We start from the raw sequence: 23,260 nt of genomic DNA on the forward strand, positions 1-23,260 counted from the left end.
CTCAGTCCACCCGGACGAACTGGACGCGGCGGTTGCGCGGGTCGTAGCCGTTCTCGTAGAGCGGCTGGCCCTCGCCGAGGCCCAGCACGACCAGCCGGGGCAGCTCCACGCCGTGGCGCTGCATCAGGTAGTTGGCGACCGAGGCGGCGCGGCGCTGCGAGAGCTGCAGGTTGTACTCGTCCGGGCCGAGCGCGTCGGTATGGCCCTCCACCTGCAGCTTCACCTGCGGCTGCTCCCGCATCAGCTCGCCGAGCCGGTCGAGGAAGCCCTGCGCGCTGGCCGGGATGGCGTCCGAGTTGAGCGCGAAGTTGATGCGATATCCGATCGTGCCGGGCGCCTCCGCCTGCGGCTGGGCGGGGGCCGGGATGGGCAGGGTATTGCCGTTGGCGGCGAGCACGGCGGCCGGCGCCGGGCGGCGCGGGCGGCGCGGCGCGGGCTCGGCGGTCCGCTCCGGCTCCGGCTCGGCCGCCGCCATCGCCTCGGGCGCCGGGGCGGGGGCAGGGGCGGGTGCCGAGACCGGCGCCTGGATCTGCGCCGGCGCCGGCATGGTGGGCTGGCCCAGCACGATGCGGCGGGTCAGGCCGGGGCGGGATTCCGGCACCATGATGTTGCGGAGCATCTCGAGGGGCGGCGCCTCCTCGAAGATATGGACGGTCTGGGCCATGGCCGGGCCGCCGAGCAGCAGCGAGGCCAGGGTGGCGAGGCCGGCAATGCGATCGCGGGTCTGGGACATGGCGGTCATCCTCTCTCGGTCCTGGGTGGCGTCCTGCGCCGATGAGAGGAGGCTATGCGGCGGCGCGGCGGCCGCCTGTGAGGCAGGTCACAGGGACGGCCAGATGCCGCTCACCCCAGGCGGAAGAAGGCCCGCAGCCGGCCCAGCAGGTCTTCCGGCACCGGCACCTCGGCCGCCGGCAGGCGCCCGCCGGGGGCCGGGGCGCCGGCATTGCGCGTCTGCCGCCCGGCCATGATGGCGGCGAGCTTCTCCGCCAGCTCGGGCCGGCGGCGCAGCACCGGGTCCAGGTCCTCCCGCCGCAGCTCGAAGACCACCGCCTCGGTCGCCGCCGTCACCGTGGCGCTGCGCGGCTGGCCGGTCAGCAGCGACATCTCGCCGAAGACCTCGCCCGGCACCAGGCGGTCCGGCGCCATCTCCGTGCCCTCGCGCACGGCCCGGACCTCCAGCGCGCCCTCGGCCAGCAGGAAGAGGCTGTCGCCGGCCTCCCCCTGCCGGACCACCACGGCGCCGCGCGGCACCAGCCGCTCCTGCAGCGCGGCCTCGAGCGCCGCGCGCTCCTCCGCCGGGAAGCCGGCGAAGAGCGGGATGCGCCGGAGCAGCGCGGCGCCGCCGGCGCTCGGCGCCGCCGCGCGCTCGATCAGCAGGCGCTGCGGCGGCCGGCCGGGCAGGAGCCCGGCGTGCTGGAGCGCACGCAGCGCGGCGCTGGCGACGGCGTCGCGGCAGGGCACCTCCTGCCCGTAATCCGGCACGTGGAAGCGCAGCAGGTAGCTCGCGACACCATCCGTGACCTCGCCCAGCAGGACATCGGGGGCGAGGCCGGGGAAGCGCCGCTCGGCATCCAGCGCGGCGGCCAGCAGGATGCGCTTGGCGCGCTCGACCGGCAGCGCGGGATCGAGCGGCAGGCGCAGCGCGACGCGGTAGCGCGAGCGGGCGCCGTAATTGGCCAGGCGATGCGCCGCGACCAGGCCATTCGGCACGGTCAGCGCGATGCCCTCCCGCGTGACCAGGTGCGTGGTGCGCCAGCCCATCTCCGTCACCCGGCCGGCGCAGCCCTCCGCCGTCTCGATCCAGTCGCCGATGCGATAGGGCGCGTCGATGCCGAGCGCGAGGCCGGAGAAGAGGTCGCTGATGATGTTGCGCAGCGCGAAGCCGATGACCGCGACCGCGACGGAGGAGGTGGTGACGAGGCCGAGCGCGGGCTGGCCGAGGACCTGCGTGACGATGACGGCGATCGCCGCGGCGAAGAGCACGGCGCGCAGCATGTCGGAGAGCAGGCGCGGATAGGGCGTGGCGCGGCGGGTCACGCGGGCGGCGCGCTGCAGCACCCGGTCGAAGATCCGCGCGCCCGTCCAGGCGAGGCCGAGCCAGCCCGCGACGCCGCCCAGGATGCGCAGCGCCTCGGCCGGCATGCCTTCGGCGGCGAGGCCCGGCGCCGCGGCCTGCAGCAGCAGTCCGCCGAGCGCGAGGGCGGCCGGCAGGATCAGGGGCAGAAGGCCCGGCGAAGGCACCATGGAAACTCCCGTTCGGCGGAACGAAACCCTGCCCGCGACGGGCGGATCGAAAAAGGGGCGGTCCTTGTGGCGCGCTTCACAGGCCCCGGCGCCGTGGCTGGGTAGGTTGCCTGTGTCGATGACGACCACCGCGGCGAGACAGAGGCCCGGTGCCAACCCAGAGAGAGACAAGGACCCAGGCCATGCGCAAGATGATCCTCCCCGCCGCCCTCGCCCTGCTGGCCGGTGCGGCCGCCCTGCCCTCCCTCGCCTCGGCCGGCGAACTCGAGCGCGGCGGCGTCTCGATCACCCGCGGCGGCGGCAACGTGAACGAGGCGCTCGGCAAGAACAGCTTCGCCGGCCAGTCGAACACCACCATCGGGGCGCGGGCCAGCGGCTTCGGCGCGCGCAGCGAGACGCTCGGCGGGCACAACTTCAACACCGCCTACGGCAAGAACAGCACCGCGCTGCAGGACACCACGACGGTGGGCGGCATCGCCCGCGGCCGCTTCGCCAACAGCCAGACCTTCGGCGGCGGCAACCTGAACGCGGCCTATGGCAAGAACAGCTTCGCCGGCCAGTCCGTCACCACCATCGGCGGCCAGGCGCTCGGCCGCGGCGCCTCCTCGCAGACCTTCGGCGGGCTGAACCAGAACTTCGCCACCGGCCGCGACAGCACCGCCCAGCAGCAGGTCCTCACCCTCGGCGGCACCGCCGGCAAGCACAGCCGCGACCAGGTCTTCGGCGGCAAGAACCTCAATGCCGCCACCGGCAAGGGCAGCTTCGCCGACCAGTCCGTCGTCACCATCGGCGCGCAGTAAGCCCGAGCAACCCGCGTCCCGGTGCCATGGACGGCGCCGGGACGCCCCGGACGGAGGCATGCGCCATGACGCGTTCCATGATTGCCGCCGCGGCGCTCGCCCTCTGCGCCGCCCTGCCCGCCGCGGCGCAGGATTTCGGCGGCGTGCGGCTGCGGGGGCCGGAGTCGGTGCTGGACAAGGTCGAGAGCTTCGACCGCAGCGGCTGCCGCCTGTCGACGACCAGCGTCACGCTCGGTGTCAACAAGGCCACCGCCAATGACAGCCGGGCGCGGCAGCAGGTCGCCACCGATGGCTCCGGCGGCTGCCGGCCGCTGGTCAGCACCCAGGCCGCGGTCGGGGTGAACCTCTCGATCGGCCGCCGCGCCAGCGCCGAGCAGTCGGTCGAGGCGGTCGGCCCGGCGGGCATCCTGGCGACCAACACGCTCGCCCGCGGCGTCAACATCGCCGCCGGCGCCCGCGGCGCCGCCAGCCAGCGCGTGACCGCACAGACCATCCGCTGAGACGCGACCGCCCCGGCAGCGCGCTGCCGGGGCGGAGCAATTCCGCCGCCCCGCGCTTCGCCATCAGAGAGGAGCCCGCCATGACCCGCGCCATCCGGCTCGCCACCCTCGCGCTGCTCTGCACCGCGCCCGCCTTCGCGGAGTCGCTGCGCTGCCAGTCGGTCAACGGCAACGTCACCTGCGCCGGCTCCGGCGGGGCGAGCTGCCAGCGGGTGGACGGGCGCACCGTCTGCGTCTCGGGCGATGGCGGCGTGGTGCAGGAATTCGGCGGCCAGCGCCCGGATGCCGAGGCGCTGCGCCAGCGCATGCAGCGCCGCCTGCAGGTCGAGCGGCAGGGGCCGGCGGGCAACCTCTCCATCGAGCGCGAGGGCGGGCGGCTCCGCCTGCGCTCGGACCGGCTCGACCTCGACCTGGATGACTGACGACGCCTGGTGAGCGGATCCACGCCGGATGTGGCGCGCTCCACAGCCGCGCGCAGGGCCCGCGGGCAGAGTCCCCGCCACAGACGAGGAGACCCGCCATGACCCGCCGACTGATCCCTGCCCTCGCCCTGCTCGCCGCCACCGCCGCGCTGCCGGCGCTGGCGCAGGAGAGCGGCGGGCTCGAGCTCTCGCCCCAGGCGCTGGCGGTCGGCGGACCGCGTGGCCTGGCGCGGCCGCTGCCCTTCACCTTCCCCGGCATCACCGCCGGCGACCTGCAGGGCGGCCCGACGCCGGCCGAGCGCCGCGCGCAGCACCAGGACCGCATCGCCAAGCTGCGCGGCGATGCCGGCTTCCTCGAGGGCTTCGCCTTCGGCCAGCCGCGCGCGGCGAGCCGCCAGCCGCCGCCCCCGCCGCCCGAGCCGAGCATCGGCGCCGTGATCTTCGACCAGCGGGTGAAGGTCTTCAACCAGTTCGACGCGCCGGTGGCGATCACCAGCGGCAGCAACAACGTCGTGCAATTGCAGGGCGCGGGCGGCCAGGGCCCGACGGCGCAGCAGCAGGTGACGAATATCGGCGGCCGCTCCATCCGCAACGGCGGCGGCGCGGTCAACGTGATCGACGGCGACGGCTCGATCGTGCAGAGCACGGGCGGCGGCGGCGGGCGCCGGGCGCGGTAGCCCGGGCCCGGATAACCGCCAGGCAAACCCCTCGGGGTTTGCGCCGCAACAAAATCCTAAGCAGGCTTTCGCCTCAAGGATTTGGGCCGCACGAAGTGTGGCCCGACCCGGCAGAGCCTGCTTAGGCTGGCGCGCGACGCCACCCGCGGAGGACCCCCAGATGCCAGCAGCGCCCGCCCGGACCACCGTGGTCTTCGATCTCGGCGGCGTGCTGGTGGACTGGGACCCGCGCCACCTCTACCGCAAGCTCTTCCCCGGCGACGAGGCGGGGATGGAGCGCTTCCTCGCCGAGGTCTGCACCGGCGCCTGGAACCTGGAGCAGGATGCCGGCCGGAGCTGGACGGAGGGCACCGCGCTGCTGAAGGCGCAGCACCCGGAGATGGCCGAGCTCATCGATGCCTACCACCGCCGCTGGCCGGAGATGCTGGCCGGCCCGATCGAGGGCACGGTCGAGGTCCTGCGCGACCTGCGCGACCGCGGCGTGCCGCTCTATGCGCTGACCAACTGGTCGCAGGAGACCTTCCCCGTCGCGCTCGAGCGCTTCGACTTCATGGCCTGGTTCCGCGGCATCATCGTCTCCGGCGCGGAGCGGCTGGTGAAGCCCGACCCGCGCATCTATCACCTGCTGGTGGACCGGCACGGGCTGCGGCCGGAGGAGATCGTCTTCATCGACGACAAGCCCCGCAATGCCGAGGCGGCGACGGCGCTCGGCATGCATGGCCTCACCTTCACCACGCCGGAGCGGCTGCGGGTGGACTTGGCGGCGCTGGGTCTTTTATAGGCGGCGACGCAATACAAAGAGCATTGGTCGGCCGCCATTTTTCGCGGCAAAGTGATGAATTAGGTTGTGCAAAAAATGGAATTATGCTGTGCTCTGAGCCTTATTCATCAGCTTCGATTTCGATGCGCCACATGCCTGTCTCCCAAACTCCCGAATCCTTCTTTTCTTTCCAATACCCTTCATAGATTTTAGAACCTTCGAAAGCATGAAGACTTGCTTCTCCTTGATTGAAGGCATTTCGCAATCTCCAATGGCCTATCCCTTGCTCAACGCCCACGTAGCTGATCTCTGCACCGTTATGATCACAGTAAAGAACCGCTAGAGTCTTTTCCTGTGGGTCGAGCCGAATCGTACATGGACATTCATCAACCACTTCCTCGCCAGGAAAATAGCTGAACATTGTTGCGCTTTTCAGGACACCTCTATCCGACATAGCTCCTCCTTGTCGCCTCTGGCTGCGTGGTGGCCGCAGTGAACCTCATCCAGCAGAATGGGCCTGCGTTTAAGCAAAGCTGACGCCACGCCTCAGTGCTCAAGGGAACTATATCGTTCTCAAATCAAAAACGCCAGGGCGGGGTTGAGGAACATCATCAGAGCGGTCGGCTGAGCCGGTCGCAGTAGTCGCGCATCCCATGCGTGTTGATTAGAGATGCGCCCTAACCTAGGGCCGGCTCGCCCAGCTCGACCCCTCTCGGCGCTCGGCCGGGCCGGGCGCCTCGGGCGCGCCGGCGGGGCCGAGGACCAGCCGGGCGCGGTCGGCGAGGCCCATGGAGTCCCAGGCGCCGGCCGGCCCCTCCGGTGGCGTGCCGACCGGCTCCGCCGGCGGCGTGCCGGCGCGGCGCAGCCCGCGCTCCACGCGCACCTGCTGCGCCGCGGTCAGTTCCGACCAGAAGCGGGTCAGCCAGGGGTTGCGCCGCAAGGCGTGGCGCAGGCGGGTCTCCTCGCTCTCCGCCGGCGCCGCGGCGGGCTCCGGCCCGGCGGCGCGTGCGGCGGCCGGCGTGGCCTCGGGCGGGTCCGGGATCGGCGCCATGGCGACCACCGTCTCCGGCGGTGCCGCGGCGGGTTCGGGCGGGGCCGGCGGCGCGGGGGCGGGCGCCGGCGCGGCATAGCGCGCCGGATCGAAGAGCCGGTCGAAGGGGGTCGGCTGGTACAGCGCCTCGCAGCCCGGCAGAAGCAGGAGCCAGGGCCAGAGCAGGCGCCACCGACGGGTGGCGGAAACGGGCGGGGTACCATGCAATCCCATGCCCGCCATAACGATGGGCAAGCGTCCCGGATGCGCCGCTGGAGCATTCTCGCGCCGACCGTGCGGCGTGAGAATGCTCCAGGCTCTTGATGTGCAGAGCAGATCACGCCTCCGGGCGTTTCCACTCTGCGGCGATCGGCTCTACCCCGCCGCCGCATCCTCCCGCAGCGCCGCCGCCGCGCCGGGCAGCCCCTCCGCCACCAGCGCCGCGGCCATGCGGGCGTACCCGGCGCGGCTGACCGGCCCGTCCTCCCGATGCCAGAAGTAGTGCCAGTTCAGCATGGCGAAGACGCTCATCGTCGCCGGCTTCAGCAGGCGGCGGTCGCGCCGCACCTCGGGCGAGAGGTCCTCGATCACCACCGCCACCTCGCCGACGATGGCGCGCTCGAGCGTGCGCAGGTTCTCCTGCCGCTCCGGCGGCAGCAGGCCGAGGCAGCCGATCTGCACCTGGTGCACCGCATCAGCATCGCGATAGGCCTCCAGCAGCGCGACCGCGACGTTCTCGAGCCGCTCGCGCGGGGTGAAGCGCTCGTCCGCCGCGCCGCGCACCACGACCAGCAGGTGCTGCAGGTGCTGCGCCAGCACGTCGAAGAGCAGTTCCTGCTTGTCGGCGTGGTAGTGGTAGAGCAGCGCCTTGGAGACGCCGCAGGCCTCGGCGATCATCGCCGTGCTGGTGCGGTCGTAGCCATGCGCGGCGAAGAGCCTCGCCGCCTGGTCCAGGATGAGCTGGCGCTTGTCCTCGTGGTCCGCGGCGCGCGGGCGGGCCATCAGGACGGCGTCCCCTTGGGCGCCCTCCGGTCCACCACGCGCTGCGCCTTGCCCAGGCTGCGCTCCACCGCGCCGGGGTCGCGCACCTCGACCGTGACGGAGACGCCGATCATCTCCTTCACGTGGTGCTCCAGTTCGCGCACCGCCGTCTCGCGCTCGGCGCCGGTCGCGCCGTAGTCGGATTCGACCAGCACCGTCATGCAGTCGAGCGGCCCGTCCTTCGTCAGCACGAGCTGGTAGTGCGGCGACAGCGCCCGGACCCGCAGGATCTGCTCCTCCACCTGGCTCGGGAAGACATTGACGCCGCGCAGGATGATCATGTCGTCGCTGCGGCCGGTGATCTTCTCCATCCGCCGGAAGCCGGGGCGGGCGGTGCCGGGCAGCAGGCGGGTCAGGTCGCGGGTGCGGTAGCGGATGACCGGCATCGCCTGCTTGGTCAGCGAGGTGAAGACCAGCTCGCCCTTCTCGCCCTCGGGCAGCGGCGTGCCGGTCTCGGGGTCCACCACCTCCGGGTAGAAATGGTCTTCCCAGACATGCAGGCCGTCCTTGGTCTCGACGCATTCGTTGGCGACGCCCGGCCCCATCACCTCCGACAGGCCGTAGATGTCGACGGCGTGCAGGTCGAAGGCCTGCTCGATCTCGGCGCGCATCGCCTCGGTCCAGGGCTCGGCGCCGAAGATGCCGATCCTGAGCGAGGTGCGCCGCGGGTCCTTGCCCTGCTTGCGGAAGGCGTCCAGCAGCGCCAGCATGTAGCTCGGCGTCACCATGATGATGTCGGGGCGGAAATCCTCGATGAGCTGGACCTGCCGCTCCGTCATCCCGCCCGAGACGGGGATGACGGTGCAGCCCATCGCCTCCGCCCCGTAATGCGCGCCGAGCCCCCCGGTGAAGAGGCCGTAGCCATAGGCGACATGCACCTTCATCCCCGGCCGGCCGCCGGCGGCGCGGATGCTGCGCGCGACCAGCGCCGCCCAGGTGTCGATGTCCTCCTTCGTGTAGCCGACCACGGTCGGCTTGCCCGTGGTGCCGGAGGAGGCATGGATGCGCGCGACCTTCTCCTCCGGCACGGCGAACATGCCGAAGGGATAGTTGGCGCGGAGATCGGCCTTGGCGATGAAGGGGAAGCGCGCCAGGTCCGGCAGGTCGCGGAAATCCGCCGGCGTCACCCCGGCATGGTCGAAGGCGCGGCGGTAATGCGGCACGTTCTCATAGGCATGCCGCAGCGACCAGGCGAGGCGCTCGCGCTGCAGGCCGCGGAGCTCCGCGGCCGGGGCGCGCTCGATCGGTTCCAGCAGCCCGGGCGGCGGGGCCTCGCCCAGGCGGCGCGTGGTGGCGCTCATGGCATGTCCTCCTCGGCGACGAGCTGGCCTTCGATGCTGCGGGAGAGGCCGCGGAAGCTGGCGATGGCCGCCCCGGACTCGTCGGTCACGAGCACGTCGTAGACGCCGCTCCGCCCGGCCTCGGCGACGCGCGCGGCGCGGGCGGTCAGCACCTGGCCGACCCTGGCGGGCCGCAGATAGGTGATGCTGTTGCTCTGCGCGACCGTGCGGCGGTTGAAGCTGTTGCAGGCGAAGGCGAAGGCGCTGTCGGCGAGGGTGAAGACGAAGCCGCCATGGCCGATGCCATGGCCATTCGCCATGCGAGGCTCGACCGTCATGGTGACCTCCGCCTCGCCCGGCGCGACGCGCGCGATGCGCATGCCGAGGCCCTGCGAGGCCTGGTCCTCCGCCCACATCGCCGCGGCGCAGGCCTCGGCCAGTTGCTGCGGCGTCCGCGGCCGCGCCGCGCCGGCCCGCGGCCCGGCGCCGCCCGCCTCCCCGTGTCGAGTCATTCCGGCGCCCCCTCGAAGCGCGCGGGGCGCTTCTGCTGGAAAGCGGCGACGCCCTCGGCGAAGTCGCGGCTGCGGCCGAGATCCTTCTGCAGCCGCGCCTCGAGCCCGAGCTGGGCGTCCAGCGTATTGCCCTCCGCCGCCTCCAGCGCCTGCTTGATGGCGGCGAGCGCCTGCGCCGGCAGCCGGGCGAGGCGGGCGCAGAGGGCATGCGCCTCCTCCGCCAGCGCGGCGGCCGGCACGGCGCGCCAGACCAGGCCGTACTGCGCGGCCTCGGCGCCGCTGATGGGGTCGCCCAGCATGGCCAGCGCCCGGGCGCGCTGCGGCCCGGCGAGGCGCGGCAGGGTCCAGGTGGCGCCGCTGTCCGGCACCAGGCCGATCTTTATGAAGGCCTGGGCGAAGCGCGCATCCTCGGCGGCGAGGGTGATGTCGCAGGCCAGGGCGATGGAGGCGCCGGCGCCCGCCGCCATGCCCTGCACGGCGCAGACCACCGGCTTGGGCAGGGACCGGATCCGGCGGACCAGCCGGTTCCAGCCGCGCTCCAGCACCGCCTCGAGGTCGGCCTCGGGGCCGGTCAGGCCCGGCTCGGCCAGGTCCTGCCCGGCGCAGAAGGCGCGGCCGGCCCCGGCCAGCAGCACGGCGCGGCAGGCGGGATCGGCGGCGGCCTCCTCCAGCGCCGCGCCGAGCGCCGCGTGCAGACCGGCATCGAAGGCGTTGAGCTTGGCGGGGCGGTTGAGCGTCAGCACCCGGTAGCCCGGGCGCGTCTCGACCAGCAGCGGCGTCTCGGCCTCGCTCATGCGGGCGTCCTCCCTGTCCTTTGGCGGCATCCTTGCGCATTCGCTGACCGCGTGGTCAATGAATTTGCGGCAGCCGGCCCGGGCCGCCGGCTTCGCCGGGGCGCGGCGGCGTGCGATCCTCGGGGCATGACGGGATTCGCGCACGCAGGGGCCGACCGGGCGGCGCAAGCGAGGCGCGGCTGACCGCTGCCCCGCCCCGCCATGCGGTGCCCACGATCGGGATGGCGGTCGCCGCCATCGGCCTCGCCACCACCGTGCCGCTGCCGCTCTACGGCGCCTATGCGGCCGCAGGGGGCTACGGGGCGGGGGCGCTTGCCCTCGCCTTCGCCTGCTATGCGGCCACTGCCGTGGTTACCACACCTTTCTTCGGCCCGCTGCCGGACCGGATCGGGCGGAAGCCCTGCCTCCTGCTCGGCCTCGCGCTCGCCGCCCTCTCCACCCTGCTGCTGGGCCTGCTGCCGGGGCTGCCGGCGCTCGCCGTCGCGCGCACCGCGCAGGGGCTCGCCATGGGCTGCGCCACCGGCGCCGCGGCGGCCTGGGCGGCGGAGCTTGCCGGCGGCGGGGCGGAGGCCGGCCGGCGCGCCGCCGGCGTCATCGCCGCGGCGACGATCGGCAGCTTCGCCGCGGGCGGGCTGCTGACGCTGCTCGCCCTGCTGGCGGCGCCGGAGGCCTATCCGCCCGTCACCTTCGCGCTGCATCTCGGCGCCTGCGCGCTGCTGCTGGTGCTCGCCGCGCGGCTGCCGGAGACGGTGCCGAAGGGGAATGGCGGGCCGCGCGGCGCCTGGCTGCGCCGGCCGGCCTTCCCGGCCGGGACCTGGCCGACGACGCTCGCCATCATCCCGGGCTGGGGGACGACCGGCACGGTGCTGACCGCCGTGCCGGCGGTGCTGGCGGCGGCGGGGCTGCCGCGCGCCGGGCCGGCGGCGGCCTGCGCCATGATGGCCATCGGCGTGCTGGCGCAGCGGCCGATGCGCGTCCTGGCGCCGCGGCGGGCGGTGGCGACCGGGCTGATGCTCCTGGTGGCGGGGGCGGCGCTGGCCTTCTGGGGCACGGCGGCGCGGGCGCTCTGGCCGCTGCTGCTGGGCGGCACCGCGGTCGGCGTCGCGGTCTATGCCATGATCTATCCGGGCGGGCTGGCCGCGGCCTCCGCCGCCGCGACGGGGGAGGAGCGGGCGAGGGCCGTCGCGGGCTATTTCGTCATCGCCCATGTCGGCTTCAGCGCCGGGCCGCTGGCGGTCGGGCTGCTGGTGGATGCGCTGGGCGCGCCGCTGGCCTTCGGCTTGGCCTGGGTGGCGCTCGCCCTCTCCGCCGCGCTGCTCCTCGCGCGTCTCCGCTGAGGGCGGCCATGGCCGTCCCGCGCCCGTCTCCGCCGGACGCGCCCACGTCCCTATGGCGCGGCCTCAGCGCTCGCAGCGGATGAACAGCGCGCTCCGCCCGGCCACCTCGCCGATATCGGCGGCGCCGCGCTCCGGCCCCGTGCTCTCGGCCAGCCGGGGCTGCAGGCCGGCGCGCTGCAGGAAGCTCAGCGCCGCCTCGCCCTTCACCGCGAAATTGATGTTCTGCGGGATGTCGCCGATCTGCTGCGCGATCCGCTGGGCATTCAGCTTGGAGACGATGACGCCGACTAGGTGGCCCTGCATGTCGAGCATCGGCCCGCCGGAATTGCCGGGCTGCACCGGCGCGCTGATCTGGAACTGGCTGCGGTTGTCGGCGAGGCCGGCGAGGCCGTTGATCTCGCCCCGCGTCAGCACCGCGTCCGAGAGGATGCCGGCGAGCGGGAAGCCATAGACCACCACCCCCTCCCCGCGCCGGACCGGCGGGCCGCTGCGGAAGGGGAGCACCGGCCCGGGGGCGCCCGGCACGGCCAGCAGCGCGAGATCGAGCTTCTCGTCCACCCGTGCCGGCGGCACCGCGCCCAGCCAGCGGCCGTCCGGCGTCTTCAGGATGATGCGGTCGCAGCCATCGACGACATGGTGGTTGGTCATGACCCGGTCGGGCGCCACCAGGAAGCCGGTGCCGGTGGAGATGCGCCGCGCCTGCGTATTGGGCCGCTGCTGCTCCACCTGCGGCGGCGGCGTCACGGGCACCGGCAGCGGCGCGGCCGGGCGCGCAGCGGCGGCCATCTCGATCTCCCGCGCGGCGCAGATGTCCTGGTCGCGCAGCACGCTCTCCCGCCCGTCGGCCAGCACCAGGCGGAGGTCGAAGCGGCAGCCCGCATCCTCGGCAGGCCGCACGCGGAAGCCGCCGCCCGGGGTCAGCGGCCGGTCCGGCCGCAGCAGGTTGCCGCCCCAGTCGTTCGCCGCGCCGCGCGGGCTGCGCACCGCGTTCAGCACGGTGGCATCCGCCCCGGTGCGGTTGATGACGTGGAAGGGCTGCGTCTCGGCCAGGGCCGGGACGGCCTGGACCAGCAGGGCGAGGGCGAGGAGCAGGGGGCGCGGCATGGCGAGGCGCATGTCGGCGGGACCGTGCCGGCCTGTCAATCAGTGCCCGTGCCGGTCATCCCGGCGGCCGCCGGGGCGTGGCGGCGCGCGGCCTCGGCGAGGGTCGCATGCAGCGCGGCGGTGGCGGCGCGGCCGCGGGCGCCCATGGGCTGCGGCACCGCCTGCCAGCGGCCGGGAAAGGCGGCGTCCAGCGCCGGGCGGAGCACCGCGGCGACGGCCCGGCCGATCACCACCACCCCGGCCGGGTCCAGCGCGGGCAGCATCGTCCCGTGATGCAGCCGCCAGCTTTCCCGGATCGCCTCGGCATGCGCGGCGGCGCCGGCCCGCTGCCCGCCCGGCCCGGCGACGGCGGCCAGCGCGGCATCGGTCAGCCAGATGCCCCGCCGCCGCAGCCGGTGCAGCAGCGCCGCCCGGGCAGCGAGGCGGGCGGCCAGTGCCGGATGGCTGGCGCGGGTCGGCGGCGCGCTTCCCTCCAGCGCCGCCAGCAGTCGCCAGTATTGCGGCGTGCCCGCATTGCGCACCGGCAGGCCCGGGACCAGCGCCGGCTCGCCATAGGCCGGGCAGTAGACGTGGCGGACGAAGCCGGCCGGGACGGGCCAGTCCAGCGCCACGGGCAGGCGCAGGGGCATGGCAAGCTCGGCGGCGGAGGTCGCCATGTGGCTCTCGGCCAGCAGCAGCAGCCTGACCCGCGCCGGCCGCCAGGACTGCCGCCAGGCCTCGGCCGCGAGGGCGGCCTCCGGCGGCTCGGCCATCGGCAGGCGGGCCGAGAGGGCGCGGAGGGCGGCGGCGAGGGCGGCGGCTTGCATGGCCGGAAGATGGGCGGGAACGGCCGGGGCGCAGCCGCGCGCGGGGGGTGCCGAACTGGCGTTGGCCCGGGACGGCTGCTTGCGGCCCGAACCGGCGGTCTGGGCAAGACTCCGCCATGACCGCAGCCGGCGCGCCCACGGCCCACGCTCCGATCTGTCCTGATTCGATTCGTGATGACGATTCACACCATTCCCGTTCCGCATCCGTGAATGGAGCACGAGCATCGTCCCGTTCTTCCCCGGGGGAGGGAAGGAGACGGCCATGCAGACTGCGCCGGACGCACCCGTCCTGCTGGACCTGGCAACGCAGCCCCGCTTCGTCCATCCGCTGCCCATGCCGCCGGTGATCGATGCGGCGGCGACGCCGTATCTCGTCCTGCAGATGCGGCAGTCGGAGCAATGGCTGGGGCTGGTCGACGAGGCCGGCAAGCCGCTGCTGACCACCGTCTGGGGCTTCGGCACGCCGGACGGACCGGTGACGACACCCGGGCCGACCATCCTCGCACGCAGCGACCAGCCGATGCAGGTGCTGTGGGAGAATGCACTGCCGGTCGCCGGGCACCTGCTGCCAATCGACGACAGCATCCACATGGCCATGCCGACCGAGACGACACTGGAGGATGGCTATGTGCCGACCGTCGTGCATCTGCATGGCGGGCACAATCTCTCCGAAAGCGACGGGCTGCCGGAGGCCTGGTTCACCCAGGACTTCGCCGAGACGGGGCGGCAATTCGCCACCGAGCTCTACGACTACCCCAACGACCAGCCGGCGGCGACGCTGTGGTACCATGACCACGTGCTGGGCCTGACACGCATCCATGCCGGCTCGGGCCTCGTCGGCATGGTGCTGCTGCAGGACGCGACCGAGGCGGCACTGGTGCAGGCCGGCGTGCTGCCGGAGGCCGAGACGGCGCTGCCGCTCATCCTGCAGGACCGCGCCTTCACCGCCGATGGGCAGCTCTACCTGCCGGCCTTTCCGGACGACCCGATGCCGGGCGGGGAGGGGACGGTCGCCGATGAATTGCCGCCCGACTATGCCGGCCCGCTGCCGAGCGTGCTGCCCGAATTCTTCGGCGACGTGCCGCTGGTGAACGGCATGGCCTGGCCGATGCAGGCGGTGGGGCCGGGCCAATACCTCCTGCACCTCCTCAATGCCTCCGATTCCCGCTTCTACGTGCTGCGCTTCGACGACCCTTCGGTGAAGGCCATGCTGGTCGGCACCGATGGCGGGCTGCTGCCGAAGGCCGTCACGGTGATGGACGGCGACGGCGTGCAGCAGGCGGGCGAGCAGATCGTGCTGGCACCGGCGGACCGCGTCGACCTCGTGGTCGATTTCTCGCATGCGGCCGGGCATGCGGTGACGCTGGAGAATGTCGGCCCCGCCTTCGCGCCCTTCGTCGGGCTGAACCCGGACGGCTCGCTGGCCTCGGGCGAGGGGGAGGAGATCGAGACGGCCACCGGCACCAGCATGGGTGCCCTGATGCGCTTCGATGTCGCATCCTGCGGCCCGGCGCCGGCCGCCTCGGTCGAGGACGGCACGGTGCTGGACCCGCATTTCGCGGACCTGTCGCAGGCCCTGCCCGACCGCATCCGCCAGCTCGGCCTGTTCGAGACGGAGGACGATTTTGGCCGGCCGATGCCGCAGCTCGGGCTGGCGGAAGCGGGGACCGACATCGGCGGCAACCCGGTGCCCTTCGGCCCGCTGGGCTGGGACGCACCGGTGACCGAGGTGATCCATCGCGGCGCGACGGAGATGTGGCGCATCGCCAACTTCACCGACGATGCGCATCCGGTCCACCTCCACCTGGTGGAGTTCCAGCTTCTCGCGCGCAATGCCATCGACTTCGCGGATGGAGGCGATGGCGGCGACGATGTCCAGCCGGACGGCATCCCGGATGGCGGCGCCTGGTCGCTTGGCGAGGCATTGCCGATCGCGCCGGAGGATACCGGCCGGCAGGACACGATCTGGGTCGGCGCGCACCAGTCTGTCGACATCGTCGCGCATTTCGACCGCGCCGGCGAATTCGTCTGGCACTGCCACATCCTCTCGCACGAGGACAACGAGATGATGCGGCCTTACGTCGTCACCGACGATCCCTGGCAGGCTTGATCCATGCCCGGGCTGCCCAGGCCCGGGCATGCCTCCTCGGATCCCATCCTTCCCGGCGGATCGGCCATGGCTCTCCATGGCAGTCGCAGCCTGGGGTAGCGGCCCGGAGCGGGCGAGACCGTCGGGCGGCGTCTTCGTCAGGTCGGCTTTCCGCCCGATCCGCCGGCCGCCGCCCGCGCGAAGTGCCGCCGCCTGATCCAGCGCAAGGACAGGGCCGCCCCTTGACCCTCCCATGGTGGGAGGCACCACATGCGGCAGGTCATGCCCGAAGCCCCCCTCACCCCCTCCCAACCCCTTGGCTCGACCCTCAGCCTGCCGGTCGCCGGCATGACCTGCACCGCCTGCGCCGGGCGGGTGCAGCGCGCGCTGGGCAAGGTGCCGGGCGTGACGGAGGCCTCGGTGAACCTCGCCACCGAGCGCGCGGAGGTGCGCGGCACCGCGCCGCTGCCGGTGCTGCTCGGGGCGGTGGCGAAGGCCGGCTATGCGGTGCCGGAACAGCGCATCGAGCTCGGCATCGGCGGCATGACCTGCGCCACCTGCGCGCTCAGGGTCGAGAAGGCGTTGGCGAAGGTGCCGGGGGTGCTCGAGGCGCGGGTGAACCTCGCGACCGAGACCGCGGGGGTGACGATGCTGGCGGGGACGGAGGAGGCGGCGCTGGCCGCTGCCATCGCCCGCGCCGGCTACACGGTGCGCGCCGCGACGCCCGAGGCGGAGGCCGATACCGCCGCCGCACAGGGCGGGCGGGAGCGGCGGGACCTCATCCTCGCCGCGCTGCTGACCGCGCCTTTCCTCGCCGGCATGCTCGGGATGGCCCTCGGCCGGGACTGGATGCCGCATCCCTGGGTCCAGCTCGCGCTGGCGGCGCCGGTGCAGCTCTGGCTCGGCGCCCGCTTCTACCGGGCGGGCTGGGCGGCGCTCCGGGCCGGCACCGGCAACATGGACCTGCTGGTCGCGCTCGGCACCTCGGCCGCCTTCGGCCTCTCGCTCGTCATGCTGGCGACGCACGGCGCGCAGGCGAAGCACCACCTCTATTTCGAGGCGAGCGCGACCGTCATCCTCTTCATCCTGCTGGGCAAGTGGCTGGAGGCGCGGGCGCGGCGCGCGACCGGCGCCGCCATCCGCGCCCTGCTGGACCTGCGCCCGCGCACCGCGCGGCGGCTGACCGCGGCGGGGGCGGAGGAGGAGGTGCCGGCCATCGCGCTGGCCGTCGGCGACCGCCTCGTGGTCCGGCCGGGCGAGCGCATCCCGGCGGACGGCACGGTGCTGGAAGGCCGCGCCGGGGTGGACGAGAGCGCGCTGACCGGCGAGAGCCGGCCGGTCGAGAAGGACCCGGGCGCCGCCGTCTCCACCGGCACCATCGCCCTCGACGGGCGGCTGGTGATCGAGGCGAAGGCCGTGGGCACCGAGACGGTGCTGGCCCGCGTCGCCGCCCTGGTCGCCGCGGCGCAGGCCAGCCGGGCGCCGGTGCAGAAGCTGGTGGACCGGGTGAGTGCCGTCTTCGTGCCTGTCGTGGTCGGGATCGCGGCGCTGACGCTGCTCGGCTGGCTACTGGCCGGCGCGGGCGCCGAGGCGGCGGTGCTGCGCGCGGTCGCGGTGCTGGTCATCGCCTGCCCCTGCGCCCTCGGCCTGGCGACGCCGGCGGCGATCATGGCCGGGACGGGTGCGGCGGCGCGGGCCGGCATCCTGGTCCGCGATGCCGAGGCGATCGAGCGGGCGCAGGGCGTCACGCTGGTCGCCTTCGACAAGACCGGCACGCTGACGGAGGGGCGGCCGCGGCTGGCCGCCATCCATGCGGCGGAGGAGGCGGCGGCGCTCCGCCTCGCCGCCGCGCTGCAGGCGGGCAGCGAGCATCCGCTGGCCCGCGCCGTGCTCGCCGCGGCCGGTCCCGACCTGCCGCCGGTGCAGGACTTCCGCGCCCTGCCCGGCCGCGGCGTCAGCGGCCGGGTGGAGGGTCGCGCGCTGCTGCTCGGCAGCCCGCGGGCGCTGGCCGAGGCGGGCGCCGATCCCGGCCCGCTCGCCGCGGCGGCCGGGGCCGAGGGCGCCGCGGGCCGCACCCTGGCCTGGCTGGTCGAGACGGCGCCGGCGCCGCGCGTCCTGGCGCTGCTGGCCTTCGAGGATTCCGAGAAGCCCGGCGCCGCGGCGGCGGTTGCGGGCCTCCGGGCGCTCGGCGTCAGGGCCGCCATGATCAGCGGCGACAGCCGCGCCGCAGCCGGCGCCGTCGCCGCCCGGCTCGGCCTCGACGACGTCGCGGCCGAGGTGCTGCCGGACGGCAAGGCGGCGCGCGTCGCCGCCTGGCAGGCCGGCGGCGAGCGCGTCGCCATGGTCGGCGACGGCGTGAACGACGCGCCGGCGCTGGCCGCCGCCGATCTCGGCATCGCCATGGGCACGGGGACGGATGTGGCGATCCAGGCCGCCGGCATCACGCTGCTGCGCGGCGATCCGGCCCTGGTGCCGGCCGCGCTCGACGTCACCCGGCGGACGCTCGGGAAGATCCGGCAGAACCTGGGCTGGGCCTTCGGCTACAACCTGGTCGGCCTGCCGCTCGCGGCCTTCGGGCTGCTGTCGCCGCCCATGGCAGGCGCGGCCATGGCGCTCTCCTCCGTCTCCGTGCTGGCGAATGCCCTGCTGCTGGCGCGGTGGAGGCCACAGGGCGAGGCAAGGAGGGGCGCATGAACATCGGCGAGGCCTCGCGCGCCTCCGGCGTGTCGGAGAAGATGATCCGCCACTACGAATCCATCGGCCTGCTGCACCCGGCGCGCCGGGCGAACGGCTACCGCGCCTATGCCGAGCCCGACATCGCCGTGCTGCGCTTCATCCGCCACGCGCGCGACCTCGCCTTCCCGCTCGAGGACGTGCGGAGGCTGCTCGCCCTCTGGCGCGACCGCGGGCGGACCAGCGCGGAGGTGCGCAGCCTGGCGCTCCGGCATGTCGCGGCGCTGGAGGAGAAGGCGCGGGCGCTGCAGGCCATGGCGAACAGCCTGAAGCACCTGGCGGCGCATTGCCACGGCGATGCCCGCCCGGACTGCCCCATCCTGGATCAGATCGCCGAGGGCGTCGGCGGCACCGCCGTCGACGGCCCGCAGGCGTGAATCTGATCCACCACACCACCGATCAGATCGCCGGGGGCATCGGCGGCGCTGCCGCCGGAAGCCCGCAGGCGTGACCCTGATCCGCGACGGAATCTCACGAACGGAAGGACAGCACTGACATGATCGAGCTGAAGGTCGAAGGCATGAGCTGCCAGCACTGCGTGCGGGCGGTGACCCAGGCGATCCAGGGCGAGGACCCTGACGCGGCGGTGCAGGTGGACCTCGCCGCCGGGACGGTCCGGGCCGAGACCTCGCTGCCCCGCGAGAAGGTCGCGGCGCTGGTCGAGGAGGAGGGCTACAAGGTCGCGGCCTGAGCCCGCGCTGCGTTACGTTTCATTACGGCATCGGCGGCAGCACGTCATCCCGGCGTTACAGGCCGCGTCCATCCTCGGGAGCATCGCAGCAGACCGAGAGGTGCGCTCCCCATGCGACATGTCCGACCGGCCCTCCTCGGGGCCCTCATGCTGGCCGGCGCCGCCCTGCCGGCGCTGGCGCAGCCCGCGCCGCCGGCCGCTCCTCCGCCCGGCGCCGCGGCGCCGCAGCCCCCCGGGCCGCGCGGCCCGATGATGCACGGCCCGGCCGCGGTCTTCGCGCGGGTGGACGCTAATCACGACGGCCGCGTCACGGCGGAGGAGGCCTGGAGCTTCGCCCAGGCGCGCTTCGCCGAGGCCGACCGCAACCGCGACGGCGCCCTGGTGCTGGAGGAATGGCTCGCCATCCGGCTGATGCCGGCGCCCGACGGCGCGCCGCAACCGGGGCCGAGCCCGATGCGGGCCCGCATGGCCGCCGCCATATTCCGCGCCATCGACGCCAACCGCGACGGGAAGGTGACGCCGGAGGAGCTCCGCCCGGCGGTCGAGGCCCAGCTTCGCGCGCTGGATGCCAATGGCGACAACGGCGTGACGCTGGACGAACTGCCCTTCGCTGCGCATGGGCGGCACCACATGCCGCCCCACCACGGCGCGCCTCCGCCGCCCCCGCCGCCGGGCTGAGGACGCGCCCGCGGCCCGGCGGCACGGTCCGCCGGGCCAGGGCCCCCGCGCAGGGTGCTGCCCTGCCCATCCCTCACGCCGCATTCACGAAACCGCGATATTCGATTGATACTCACGCCCCTCACTCATTCTCTACCAGAAGGCGGGGGGGGGCGCAGGGTGCAGCAGGCAGATTGGTGGCGCGGTGCGGTTCTCTATCAGGTCTATCCCCGCAGCTTCGCGGACTCCGACGGTGACGGCATCGGCGACCTGGCGGGGCTGCTGCAACGGATCGATCACATCGCGGCGCTGAGCGTGGACGGGATCTGGCTCTGTCCCGTCTATGCCTCGCCGCAGCGGGATTTCGGCTACGACGTCGCCGACCACTGCGCCATCGACCCGAGCTTCGGCTCGCTGGCGGATTTCGACCGGGTGCTGGAGGCGGCGCACCAGCGCGGCCTGAAGGTGCTGGTAGACCTGGTCGGCGGCCATACCTCGGACCAGCACCCCTGGTTCGCCGCCAGCCGCCGCAGCAAGGCGGCGCCCACCGCCGACTGGTATGTCTGGGCCGATCCGTCGCCGGACGGCACGCCGCCGAACAACTGGCTCAGCGTCTTCGGCGGCAGCGCCTGGTGCTGGGAGCCGCGGCGGCGGCAGTACTTCCTGCACCACTTCCTGCCCAGCCAGCCCACGCTGAACCTGCAGCACCCCGCCTGCCTCGAGGCGCTGCTGGATGTCGCACGCTTCTGGCTCGACCGCGGGGTGGACGGCTTCCGGCTGGATGCCATCGACTTCCTGACGCATGACGAGCGCCTGCGCAGCAACCCGGCGGCGCGGCCCGCCGGCGGCCAGGTGCCGGCGAAGCTCTTTGCCCTGCAGCGGCACGACCACGACATGATCCAGCCGGCCAGCATGGCCGTGCTGCGCCGCATCCGCGCGCTGCTCGACGAGTATCCCGGCGCGGTCTCGCTCGGCGAGGTCTCCTCGCAGGACGGCGCCTTCGACCGCATCGCGGCCTATACCGGCGCGCCCGACCTGCTGCACATGGCCTATACGCTGCGGCCGCTGCGGCACGGCTTCGACCGGCCGACGCTGCAGGCGCTGCTGCGCGACGCCATCGCCACCTGCGCGCGCGGCTGGCCCTGCTGGTCCTTCTCCAACCACGACGTGGAGCGCGCCGCGACCCGCTGGGCGCCCCATCGCACCGAGCAGGGGGGACAGGCCGATACCCGCTTCACCCGGCTGCTGCTGGCCCTGCTGCTGAGCCTGCCGGGCAGCGCCTGCCTCTACCAGGGCGAGGAGCTGGGCCTGCCCGAGGCGCAGTTGCAAAAGGACGAGATCCGCGACCCCTTCGGCATCACCTACTGGCCGGAGTTCAAGGGCCGCGACGGCAGCCGCACGCCCATGCCCTGGGCGGAGGGCGAGCGCTTCGCCGGCTTCACCCCCGCCTGGTCCTCGCCCTGGCTGCCGGTCCCGGCGAGCCATCGGGCGCTGGCGGTGGACGGGCAGGAGCGCGACCCCGACAGCACGCTGCGCTTCGCCCGCCGGCTGATCGCGCTGCGCAGGGCGGAGCCGGCGCTGCGCCAGGGCACGGCGGCGCCGCTCGACCTGCCGGAGCCGCTCTTCGGCTTCACGCGGGAGGCGGCGGGACAGCGGGTGACGCTGGTCTTCAACCTGTCCGGCCAGCCGGTGCCGCTGCCGGCACAGCTGGAGGCGGGCCAGGCCGGCCTCGGCGGCTTCGGCGCGTCGGGCGGCGTGCTGCCGGCCTACGGCTTCGCGCTGCTGGTCCCGGCCATGGCGCGGGTGCCGGAGATCGCGTGACGGCGGCGGCGGCCGGCCGGGATCAGCCCGGCCGCGCCGCCGTCAGCCCGCCATCGACCACCAGATGCGCCGCGGTGACGTAGCGCGCCTCCTCCGAGGCGAGGAAGAGCACGGCATGCGCCACGTCCCAGGCATCGCCCATGCGGCCGATCGGCACGCCGGCATGGCGCTTGGCGATCAGCGCCGCGGCGTCGTTGGCGCCGAGCTGCTTCGCCAGGCGATGCTCGACCAGCGGCGTGTGCATGGTCCCCGGCACCACGCAGTTCACCCGGATGCCCTTCTTCACGAAGGCGATCGCGGTCGAGCGGGTGAAGGCGATGATCCCCGCCTTGCTCGCGGCATAGGCGACGTTGGTCCGGCCCTCCACCTGGTGCGACAGCGCGGCGACCGAGGAGATGTTCACCACCGCCCCGCTCCCTTGCCGCTCCATCACTGGCAGGACGTATTTGCAGCCGAGGAAGGCGGTCTTCAGGTTGTGGTCCATCTGGGCGTCCCAGACCTCCTCGCTCATCGTCACCGGGTCGCCGGGGGCGGAGCCGCCGACATTGTTGACCAGGATGTCAATGCGCCCGAAGCGGGCGAGGCAGTCCTCGACCGCCGCCTGCACCTCCGCGGCGACGGTCATGTTCACGGTGCGGGTGGCGCAGGTGCCGCCCTCGGCCTCGATGATCCGCGCCGTCTCGGCGACTGCCGCCGGGTTCAGGTCCACCCCGTAGACCCTGGCGCCCTGCCGCGCCATCAGCACCGCGGTCGCCTTGCCGTTCCCCCAGTTCTCTCCCCCCTTGGCCTCGCCGACCGAGCCGGCGCCGGCGATGAAGGCGGTCTTGCCGGTCAGGTCGAGCATCCTCCCCTCCCCCAGGAATGCGTTGCCCGCCAGCAAGCCTCGCCGTCAGCGCGGGGGTCAAGGGGCGGCGGGGCTGCTATGCGCCAGGGGTGACGGAGGGCGGATCGTGGACCAGCGGGGCGGCTTCACGCGGGACGGGGTGGCGCGCGGGCTGAAGGCGGCGATGGCCATCACCCTCGGCCTCTCGCCCTTCGGCCTGGTCGTCGGGATGACGGCGGACCAGGCCGGCCTCTCGCTGGCCGAGACCCTGCTGATGAGCGGCCTCGTCTTCGCCGGCACCAGCCAGCTCGTCGCGCTGCAGCTCTGGGCCGATCCGGCGCCGGTCCTCGCCGCCACCCTCGCCTGCCTGGTGATCAACCTGCGCATGACGCCGATGGGCGCGGCGCTGGCCCCGGTGCTGGACCGGGCGCGCGGGATCCGGCTCTGGGGCACGCTGGCGCTGCTGGTGGACAACTCCTTCGCCCTGGCGATCGCCGAGATGCGGGCCGGGCGGCGCGATGTCGGCTTCCTCTTCGGCGCCAGCGCGGGCATGTGGCTGAACTGGATGGCGATGTGCGCGGTCGGGCACCTCTTCGGCGCGGCGCTGCGGCTACCGCCCGGGCATCCCGTCTTCTTCGCCGCCTCGGCCGCGGTGCTGGCCCTGCTGGTGCAGCTCTGGCGCGGGCGGTCGGACCTGCAGCCCTGGCTGCTCGCCGGCTGCATCGCCCTCCTGGTGCAGGGCGCGGGGCTCGGCGCGCCCTGGCCGGTGCTCCTCGGCGCCTTCGCCGGCGCGGGCTACGGCGCCTGGCGCGACGGGCGGCGCGCGGCATGAGCCTGCGCTGGGACGTGCTGGCGGCCATCCTCGGCATGGCGCTGGCGACCTATCTGTGCCGGGCCGGCGGCTATGCCGTGCTGCGCGTCACCCGCCCGCCGCCCTTCGTGCATGCCATGCTGCAGCACCTGCCGGGCTGCATCTTCGTCGCCTTCCTCGCCCCCGCCTTCCTCCGCGGCGGCTGGGGCATGGCCGCGGCCGGCGCCGTGGTGCTGCTGGTGCAGGCGCGGCTGGGCAGGCTGGCGCTCTCCATCCTGGCCGGGGTGGGCACGCTCTGGCTCTTCCGCGCGGCCGGGCTCGGCTGAGC

At 73.9% G+C, this 23,260-nt stretch carries 25 protein-coding genes; 14 read left to right on the forward strand and 11 right to left on the reverse strand.

Going from position 1 to position 23,260, the window contains the following annotated elements:
• Position 1: 1 nt before the first annotated feature.
• On the reverse strand, positions 2 to 733 hold the full coding sequence (locus tag Q7A36_RS07275; protein ID WP_305103002.1) for an OmpA family protein: 732 nt from the start codon (positions 731 to 733) through the stop codon (positions 2 to 4).
• 110 nt (positions 734 to 843) lie between these two features.
• Positions 844 to 2,244: a mechanosensitive ion channel family protein gene (locus tag Q7A36_RS07280; protein ID WP_305103003.1), complete on the reverse strand. Its 1,401-nt coding sequence runs from the start codon at positions 2,242 to 2,244 to the stop codon at positions 844 to 846.
• A 182-nt stretch (positions 2,245 to 2,426) separates the two neighbouring features.
• Here Q7A36_RS07280 and Q7A36_RS07285 point away from each other — a divergent pair, with 182 nt between their 5' ends.
• The 5 genes from Q7A36_RS07285 (at position 2,427) to Q7A36_RS07305 (ending at position 5,424) form a co-directional block, all read left to right on the forward strand.
• Complete coding sequence (locus tag Q7A36_RS07285) at positions 2,427 to 3,044, forward strand: hypothetical protein (RefSeq protein WP_305103004.1); 618 nt, start codon at positions 2,427 to 2,429, stop codon at positions 3,042 to 3,044.
• Positions 3,045 to 3,109: 65 nt separating this feature from the next.
• The gene (locus Q7A36_RS07290; RefSeq protein WP_305103005.1) at positions 3,110 to 3,544 is read left to right on the forward strand and encodes a hypothetical protein; all 435 of its coding nucleotides are present in this window, start codon (positions 3,110 to 3,112) and stop codon (positions 3,542 to 3,544) included.
• A gap of 80 nt (positions 3,545 to 3,624) precedes the next feature.
• Positions 3,625 to 3,966 carry a hypothetical protein gene (locus Q7A36_RS07295; RefSeq protein WP_305103006.1) on the forward strand — a complete coding sequence of 114 codons (342 nt, stop codon included), beginning with the start codon at positions 3,625 to 3,627 and terminating at the stop codon, positions 3,964 to 3,966.
• A 98-nt stretch (positions 3,967 to 4,064) separates the two neighbouring features.
• Positions 4,065 to 4,643: a hypothetical protein gene (locus Q7A36_RS07300; protein WP_305103007.1), complete on the forward strand. Its 579-nt coding sequence runs from the start codon at positions 4,065 to 4,067 to the stop codon at positions 4,641 to 4,643.
• Between the two features lie 160 nt (positions 4,644 to 4,803).
• On the forward strand, positions 4,804 to 5,424 hold the full coding sequence (locus tag Q7A36_RS07305) for an HAD family hydrolase (RefSeq protein WP_305103008.1): 621 nt from the start codon (positions 4,804 to 4,806) through the stop codon (positions 5,422 to 5,424).
• Positions 5,425 to 5,524: 100 nt separating this feature from the next.
• On the opposite strand, the gene Q7A36_RS07310 is transcribed toward Q7A36_RS07305, so the two are convergent.
• The 6 genes from Q7A36_RS07310 to Q7A36_RS07335 form a co-directional block, all read right to left on the reverse strand.
• Positions 5,525 to 5,857 carry a hypothetical protein gene (locus Q7A36_RS07310; protein ID WP_305103009.1) on the reverse strand — a complete coding sequence of 111 codons (333 nt, stop codon included), beginning with the start codon at positions 5,855 to 5,857 and terminating at the stop codon, positions 5,525 to 5,527.
• Between the two features lie 228 nt (positions 5,858 to 6,085).
• Positions 6,086 to 6,667 carry a hypothetical protein gene (locus Q7A36_RS07315; RefSeq protein ID WP_305103010.1) on the reverse strand — a complete coding sequence of 194 codons (582 nt, stop codon included), beginning with the start codon at positions 6,665 to 6,667 and terminating at the stop codon, positions 6,086 to 6,088.
• Positions 6,668 to 6,808: 141 nt separating this feature from the next.
• The gene (locus tag Q7A36_RS07320) at positions 6,809 to 7,435 is read right to left on the reverse strand and encodes a TetR/AcrR family transcriptional regulator (protein ID WP_305103011.1); all 627 of its coding nucleotides are present in this window, start codon (positions 7,433 to 7,435) and stop codon (positions 6,809 to 6,811) included.
• Complete coding sequence (gene paaK, locus Q7A36_RS07325; protein ID WP_305103012.1) at positions 7,435 to 8,775, reverse strand: phenylacetate--CoA ligase PaaK; 1,341 nt, start codon at positions 8,773 to 8,775, stop codon at positions 7,435 to 7,437. The genes Q7A36_RS07320 and paaK overlap by 1 nt, the downstream gene beginning before the upstream one ends.
• Positions 8,772 to 9,266, reverse strand: a complete 495-nt coding sequence (gene paaI, locus Q7A36_RS07330; protein ID WP_305103013.1) for a hydroxyphenylacetyl-CoA thioesterase PaaI — start codon at positions 9,264 to 9,266, stop codon at positions 8,772 to 8,774. Before paaI ends, paaK begins: the two co-directional genes overlap by 4 nt.
• Positions 9,263 to 10,060: an enoyl-CoA hydratase-related protein gene (locus Q7A36_RS07335; RefSeq protein WP_305103014.1), complete on the reverse strand. Its 798-nt coding sequence runs from the start codon at positions 10,058 to 10,060 to the stop codon at positions 9,263 to 9,265. Before Q7A36_RS07335 ends, paaI begins: the two co-directional genes overlap by 4 nt.
• Positions 10,061 to 10,281: 221 nt before the next feature.
• Here Q7A36_RS07335 and Q7A36_RS07340 point away from each other — a divergent pair, with 221 nt between their 5' ends.
• Positions 10,282 to 11,397: an MFS transporter gene (locus Q7A36_RS07340; RefSeq protein ID WP_305103015.1), complete on the forward strand. Its 1,116-nt coding sequence runs from the start codon at positions 10,282 to 10,284 to the stop codon at positions 11,395 to 11,397.
• Between the two features lie 63 nt (positions 11,398 to 11,460).
• Here Q7A36_RS07340 and Q7A36_RS07345 read toward each other — a convergent pair whose 3' ends face one another.
• Positions 11,461 to 12,501, reverse strand: a complete 1,041-nt coding sequence (locus Q7A36_RS07345) for a trypsin-like peptidase domain-containing protein (RefSeq protein ID WP_305103016.1) — start codon at positions 12,499 to 12,501, stop codon at positions 11,461 to 11,463.
• 35 nt (positions 12,502 to 12,536) lie between these two features.
• A complete protein-coding gene (locus Q7A36_RS07350) occupies positions 12,537 to 13,307 on the reverse strand; it encodes a hypothetical protein (RefSeq protein WP_305103017.1) in 771 nt (256 codons plus the stop codon).
• A gap of 262 nt (positions 13,308 to 13,569) precedes the next feature.
• Here Q7A36_RS07350 and Q7A36_RS07355 point away from each other — a divergent pair, with 262 nt between their 5' ends.
• From Q7A36_RS07355 to Q7A36_RS07380, 6 genes are all read left to right on the forward strand, one after another.
• The gene (locus tag Q7A36_RS07355; RefSeq protein ID WP_305103018.1) at positions 13,570 to 15,417 is read left to right on the forward strand and encodes a multicopper oxidase family protein; all 1,848 of its coding nucleotides are present in this window, start codon (positions 13,570 to 13,572) and stop codon (positions 15,415 to 15,417) included.
• 249 nt (positions 15,418 to 15,666) lie between these two features.
• Complete coding sequence (locus Q7A36_RS07360) at positions 15,667 to 18,090, forward strand: heavy metal translocating P-type ATPase (protein ID WP_305103019.1); 2,424 nt, start codon at positions 15,667 to 15,669, stop codon at positions 18,088 to 18,090.
• Positions 18,087 to 18,506, forward strand: coding sequence for a Cu(I)-responsive transcriptional regulator (gene cueR / locus Q7A36_RS07365; protein ID WP_305103020.1), 420 nt, complete (start codon positions 18,087 to 18,089; stop codon positions 18,504 to 18,506). Before Q7A36_RS07360 ends, cueR begins: the two co-directional genes overlap by 4 nt.
• A gap of 119 nt (positions 18,507 to 18,625) precedes the next feature.
• The gene (locus tag Q7A36_RS07370; RefSeq protein ID WP_305103021.1) at positions 18,626 to 18,820 is read left to right on the forward strand and encodes a heavy-metal-associated domain-containing protein; all 195 of its coding nucleotides are present in this window, start codon (positions 18,626 to 18,628) and stop codon (positions 18,818 to 18,820) included.
• A 111-nt stretch (positions 18,821 to 18,931) separates the two neighbouring features.
• The gene (locus Q7A36_RS07375; protein ID WP_305103022.1) at positions 18,932 to 19,498 is read left to right on the forward strand and encodes an EF-hand domain-containing protein; all 567 of its coding nucleotides are present in this window, start codon (positions 18,932 to 18,934) and stop codon (positions 19,496 to 19,498) included.
• Positions 19,499 to 19,657: 159 nt separating this feature from the next.
• Positions 19,658 to 21,298, forward strand: coding sequence for an alpha-amylase family glycosyl hydrolase (locus Q7A36_RS07380; protein ID WP_305103023.1), 1,641 nt, complete (start codon positions 19,658 to 19,660; stop codon positions 21,296 to 21,298).
• A 22-nt stretch (positions 21,299 to 21,320) separates the two neighbouring features.
• Here Q7A36_RS07380 and Q7A36_RS07385 read toward each other — a convergent pair whose 3' ends face one another.
• The gene (locus tag Q7A36_RS07385) at positions 21,321 to 22,142 is read right to left on the reverse strand and encodes an SDR family NAD(P)-dependent oxidoreductase (protein ID WP_305103024.1); all 822 of its coding nucleotides are present in this window, start codon (positions 22,140 to 22,142) and stop codon (positions 21,321 to 21,323) included.
• A 106-nt stretch (positions 22,143 to 22,248) separates the two neighbouring features.
• Here Q7A36_RS07385 and Q7A36_RS07390 point away from each other — a divergent pair, with 106 nt between their 5' ends.
• Together Q7A36_RS07390 and Q7A36_RS07395 are read left to right on the forward strand one after the other, a co-directional pair.
• Positions 22,249 to 22,953: an AzlC family ABC transporter permease gene (locus Q7A36_RS07390; protein WP_305103025.1), complete on the forward strand. Its 705-nt coding sequence runs from the start codon at positions 22,249 to 22,251 to the stop codon at positions 22,951 to 22,953.
• Positions 22,950 to 23,258 (forward strand): AzlD family protein, encoded by a 309-nt coding sequence (locus Q7A36_RS07395; RefSeq protein ID WP_305103026.1) that lies wholly within the window; start codon positions 22,950 to 22,952, stop codon positions 23,256 to 23,258. The genes Q7A36_RS07390 and Q7A36_RS07395 overlap by 4 nt, the downstream gene beginning before the upstream one ends.
• Positions 23,259 to 23,260 lie beyond the last annotated feature (2 nt).

It is taken from the genome of Paracraurococcus lichenis (genome assembly GCF_030657435.1).
Classification (GTDB): domain Bacteria; phylum Pseudomonadota; class Alphaproteobacteria; order Acetobacterales; family Acetobacteraceae; genus Paracraurococcus; species Paracraurococcus lichenis.

Bases quoted from the DNA above. Each gene is read 5' to 3' on its own strand.
- Q7A36_RS07340 (WP_305103015.1), top strand. From the start codon at position 10,282: ATGGCGGTCGCCGCCATCGGCCTCGCCACCACCGTGCCGCTGCCGCTC.
- Q7A36_RS07355 (WP_305103018.1), top strand. From the start codon at position 13,570: ATGCAGACTGCGCCGGACGCACCCGTCCTGCTGGACCTGGCAACGCAG.
- Q7A36_RS07350 (WP_305103017.1), bottom strand. From the start codon at position 13,307: ATGCAAGCCGCCGCCCTCGCCGCCGCCCTCCGCGCCCTCTCGGCCCGC.
- Q7A36_RS07280 (WP_305103003.1), bottom strand. From the start codon at position 2,244: ATGGTGCCTTCGCCGGGCCTTCTGCCCCTGATCCTGCCGGCCGCCCTC.
- Q7A36_RS07360 (WP_305103019.1), top strand. From the start codon at position 15,667: ATGCGGCAGGTCATGCCCGAAGCCCCCCTCACCCCCTCCCAACCCCTT.
- Q7A36_RS07335 (WP_305103014.1), bottom strand. From the start codon at position 10,060: ATGAGCGAGGCCGAGACGCCGCTGCTGGTCGAGACGCGCCCGGGCTAC.
- Q7A36_RS07315 (WP_305103010.1), bottom strand. From the start codon at position 6,667: ATGGGATTGCATGGTACCCCGCCCGTTTCCGCCACCCGTCGGTGGCGC.
- cueR (WP_305103020.1), top strand. From the start codon at position 18,087: ATGAACATCGGCGAGGCCTCGCGCGCCTCCGGCGTGTCGGAGAAGATG.
- Q7A36_RS07345 (WP_305103016.1), bottom strand. From the start codon at position 12,501: ATGCCGCGCCCCCTGCTCCTCGCCCTCGCCCTGCTGGTCCAGGCCGTC.
- paaK (WP_305103012.1), bottom strand. From the start codon at position 8,775: ATGAGCGCCACCACGCGCCGCCTGGGCGAGGCCCCGCCGCCCGGGCTG.
- Q7A36_RS07275 (WP_305103002.1), bottom strand. From the start codon at position 733: ATGTCCCAGACCCGCGATCGCATTGCCGGCCTCGCCACCCTGGCCTCG.
- paaI (WP_305103013.1), bottom strand. From the start codon at position 9,266: ATGACTCGACACGGGGAGGCGGGCGGCGCCGGGCCGCGGGCCGGCGCG.
- Q7A36_RS07305 (WP_305103008.1), top strand. From the start codon at position 4,804: ATGCCAGCAGCGCCCGCCCGGACCACCGTGGTCTTCGATCTCGGCGGC.
- Q7A36_RS07320 (WP_305103011.1), bottom strand. From the start codon at position 7,435: ATGGCCCGCCCGCGCGCCGCGGACCACGAGGACAAGCGCCAGCTCATC.
- Q7A36_RS07375 (WP_305103022.1), top strand. From the start codon at position 18,932: ATGCGACATGTCCGACCGGCCCTCCTCGGGGCCCTCATGCTGGCCGGC.
- Q7A36_RS07310 (WP_305103009.1), bottom strand. From the start codon at position 5,857: ATGTCGGATAGAGGTGTCCTGAAAAGCGCAACAATGTTCAGCTATTTT.
- Q7A36_RS07290 (WP_305103005.1), top strand. From the start codon at position 3,110: ATGACGCGTTCCATGATTGCCGCCGCGGCGCTCGCCCTCTGCGCCGCC.
- Q7A36_RS07285 (WP_305103004.1), top strand. From the start codon at position 2,427: ATGCGCAAGATGATCCTCCCCGCCGCCCTCGCCCTGCTGGCCGGTGCG.
- Q7A36_RS07370 (WP_305103021.1), top strand. From the start codon at position 18,626: ATGATCGAGCTGAAGGTCGAAGGCATGAGCTGCCAGCACTGCGTGCGG.
- Q7A36_RS07395 (WP_305103026.1), top strand. From the start codon at position 22,950: ATGAGCCTGCGCTGGGACGTGCTGGCGGCCATCCTCGGCATGGCGCTG.
- Q7A36_RS07300 (WP_305103007.1), top strand. From the start codon at position 4,065: ATGACCCGCCGACTGATCCCTGCCCTCGCCCTGCTCGCCGCCACCGCC.
- Q7A36_RS07385 (WP_305103024.1), bottom strand. From the start codon at position 22,142: ATGCTCGACCTGACCGGCAAGACCGCCTTCATCGCCGGCGCCGGCTCG.
- Q7A36_RS07295 (WP_305103006.1), top strand. From the start codon at position 3,625: ATGACCCGCGCCATCCGGCTCGCCACCCTCGCGCTGCTCTGCACCGCG.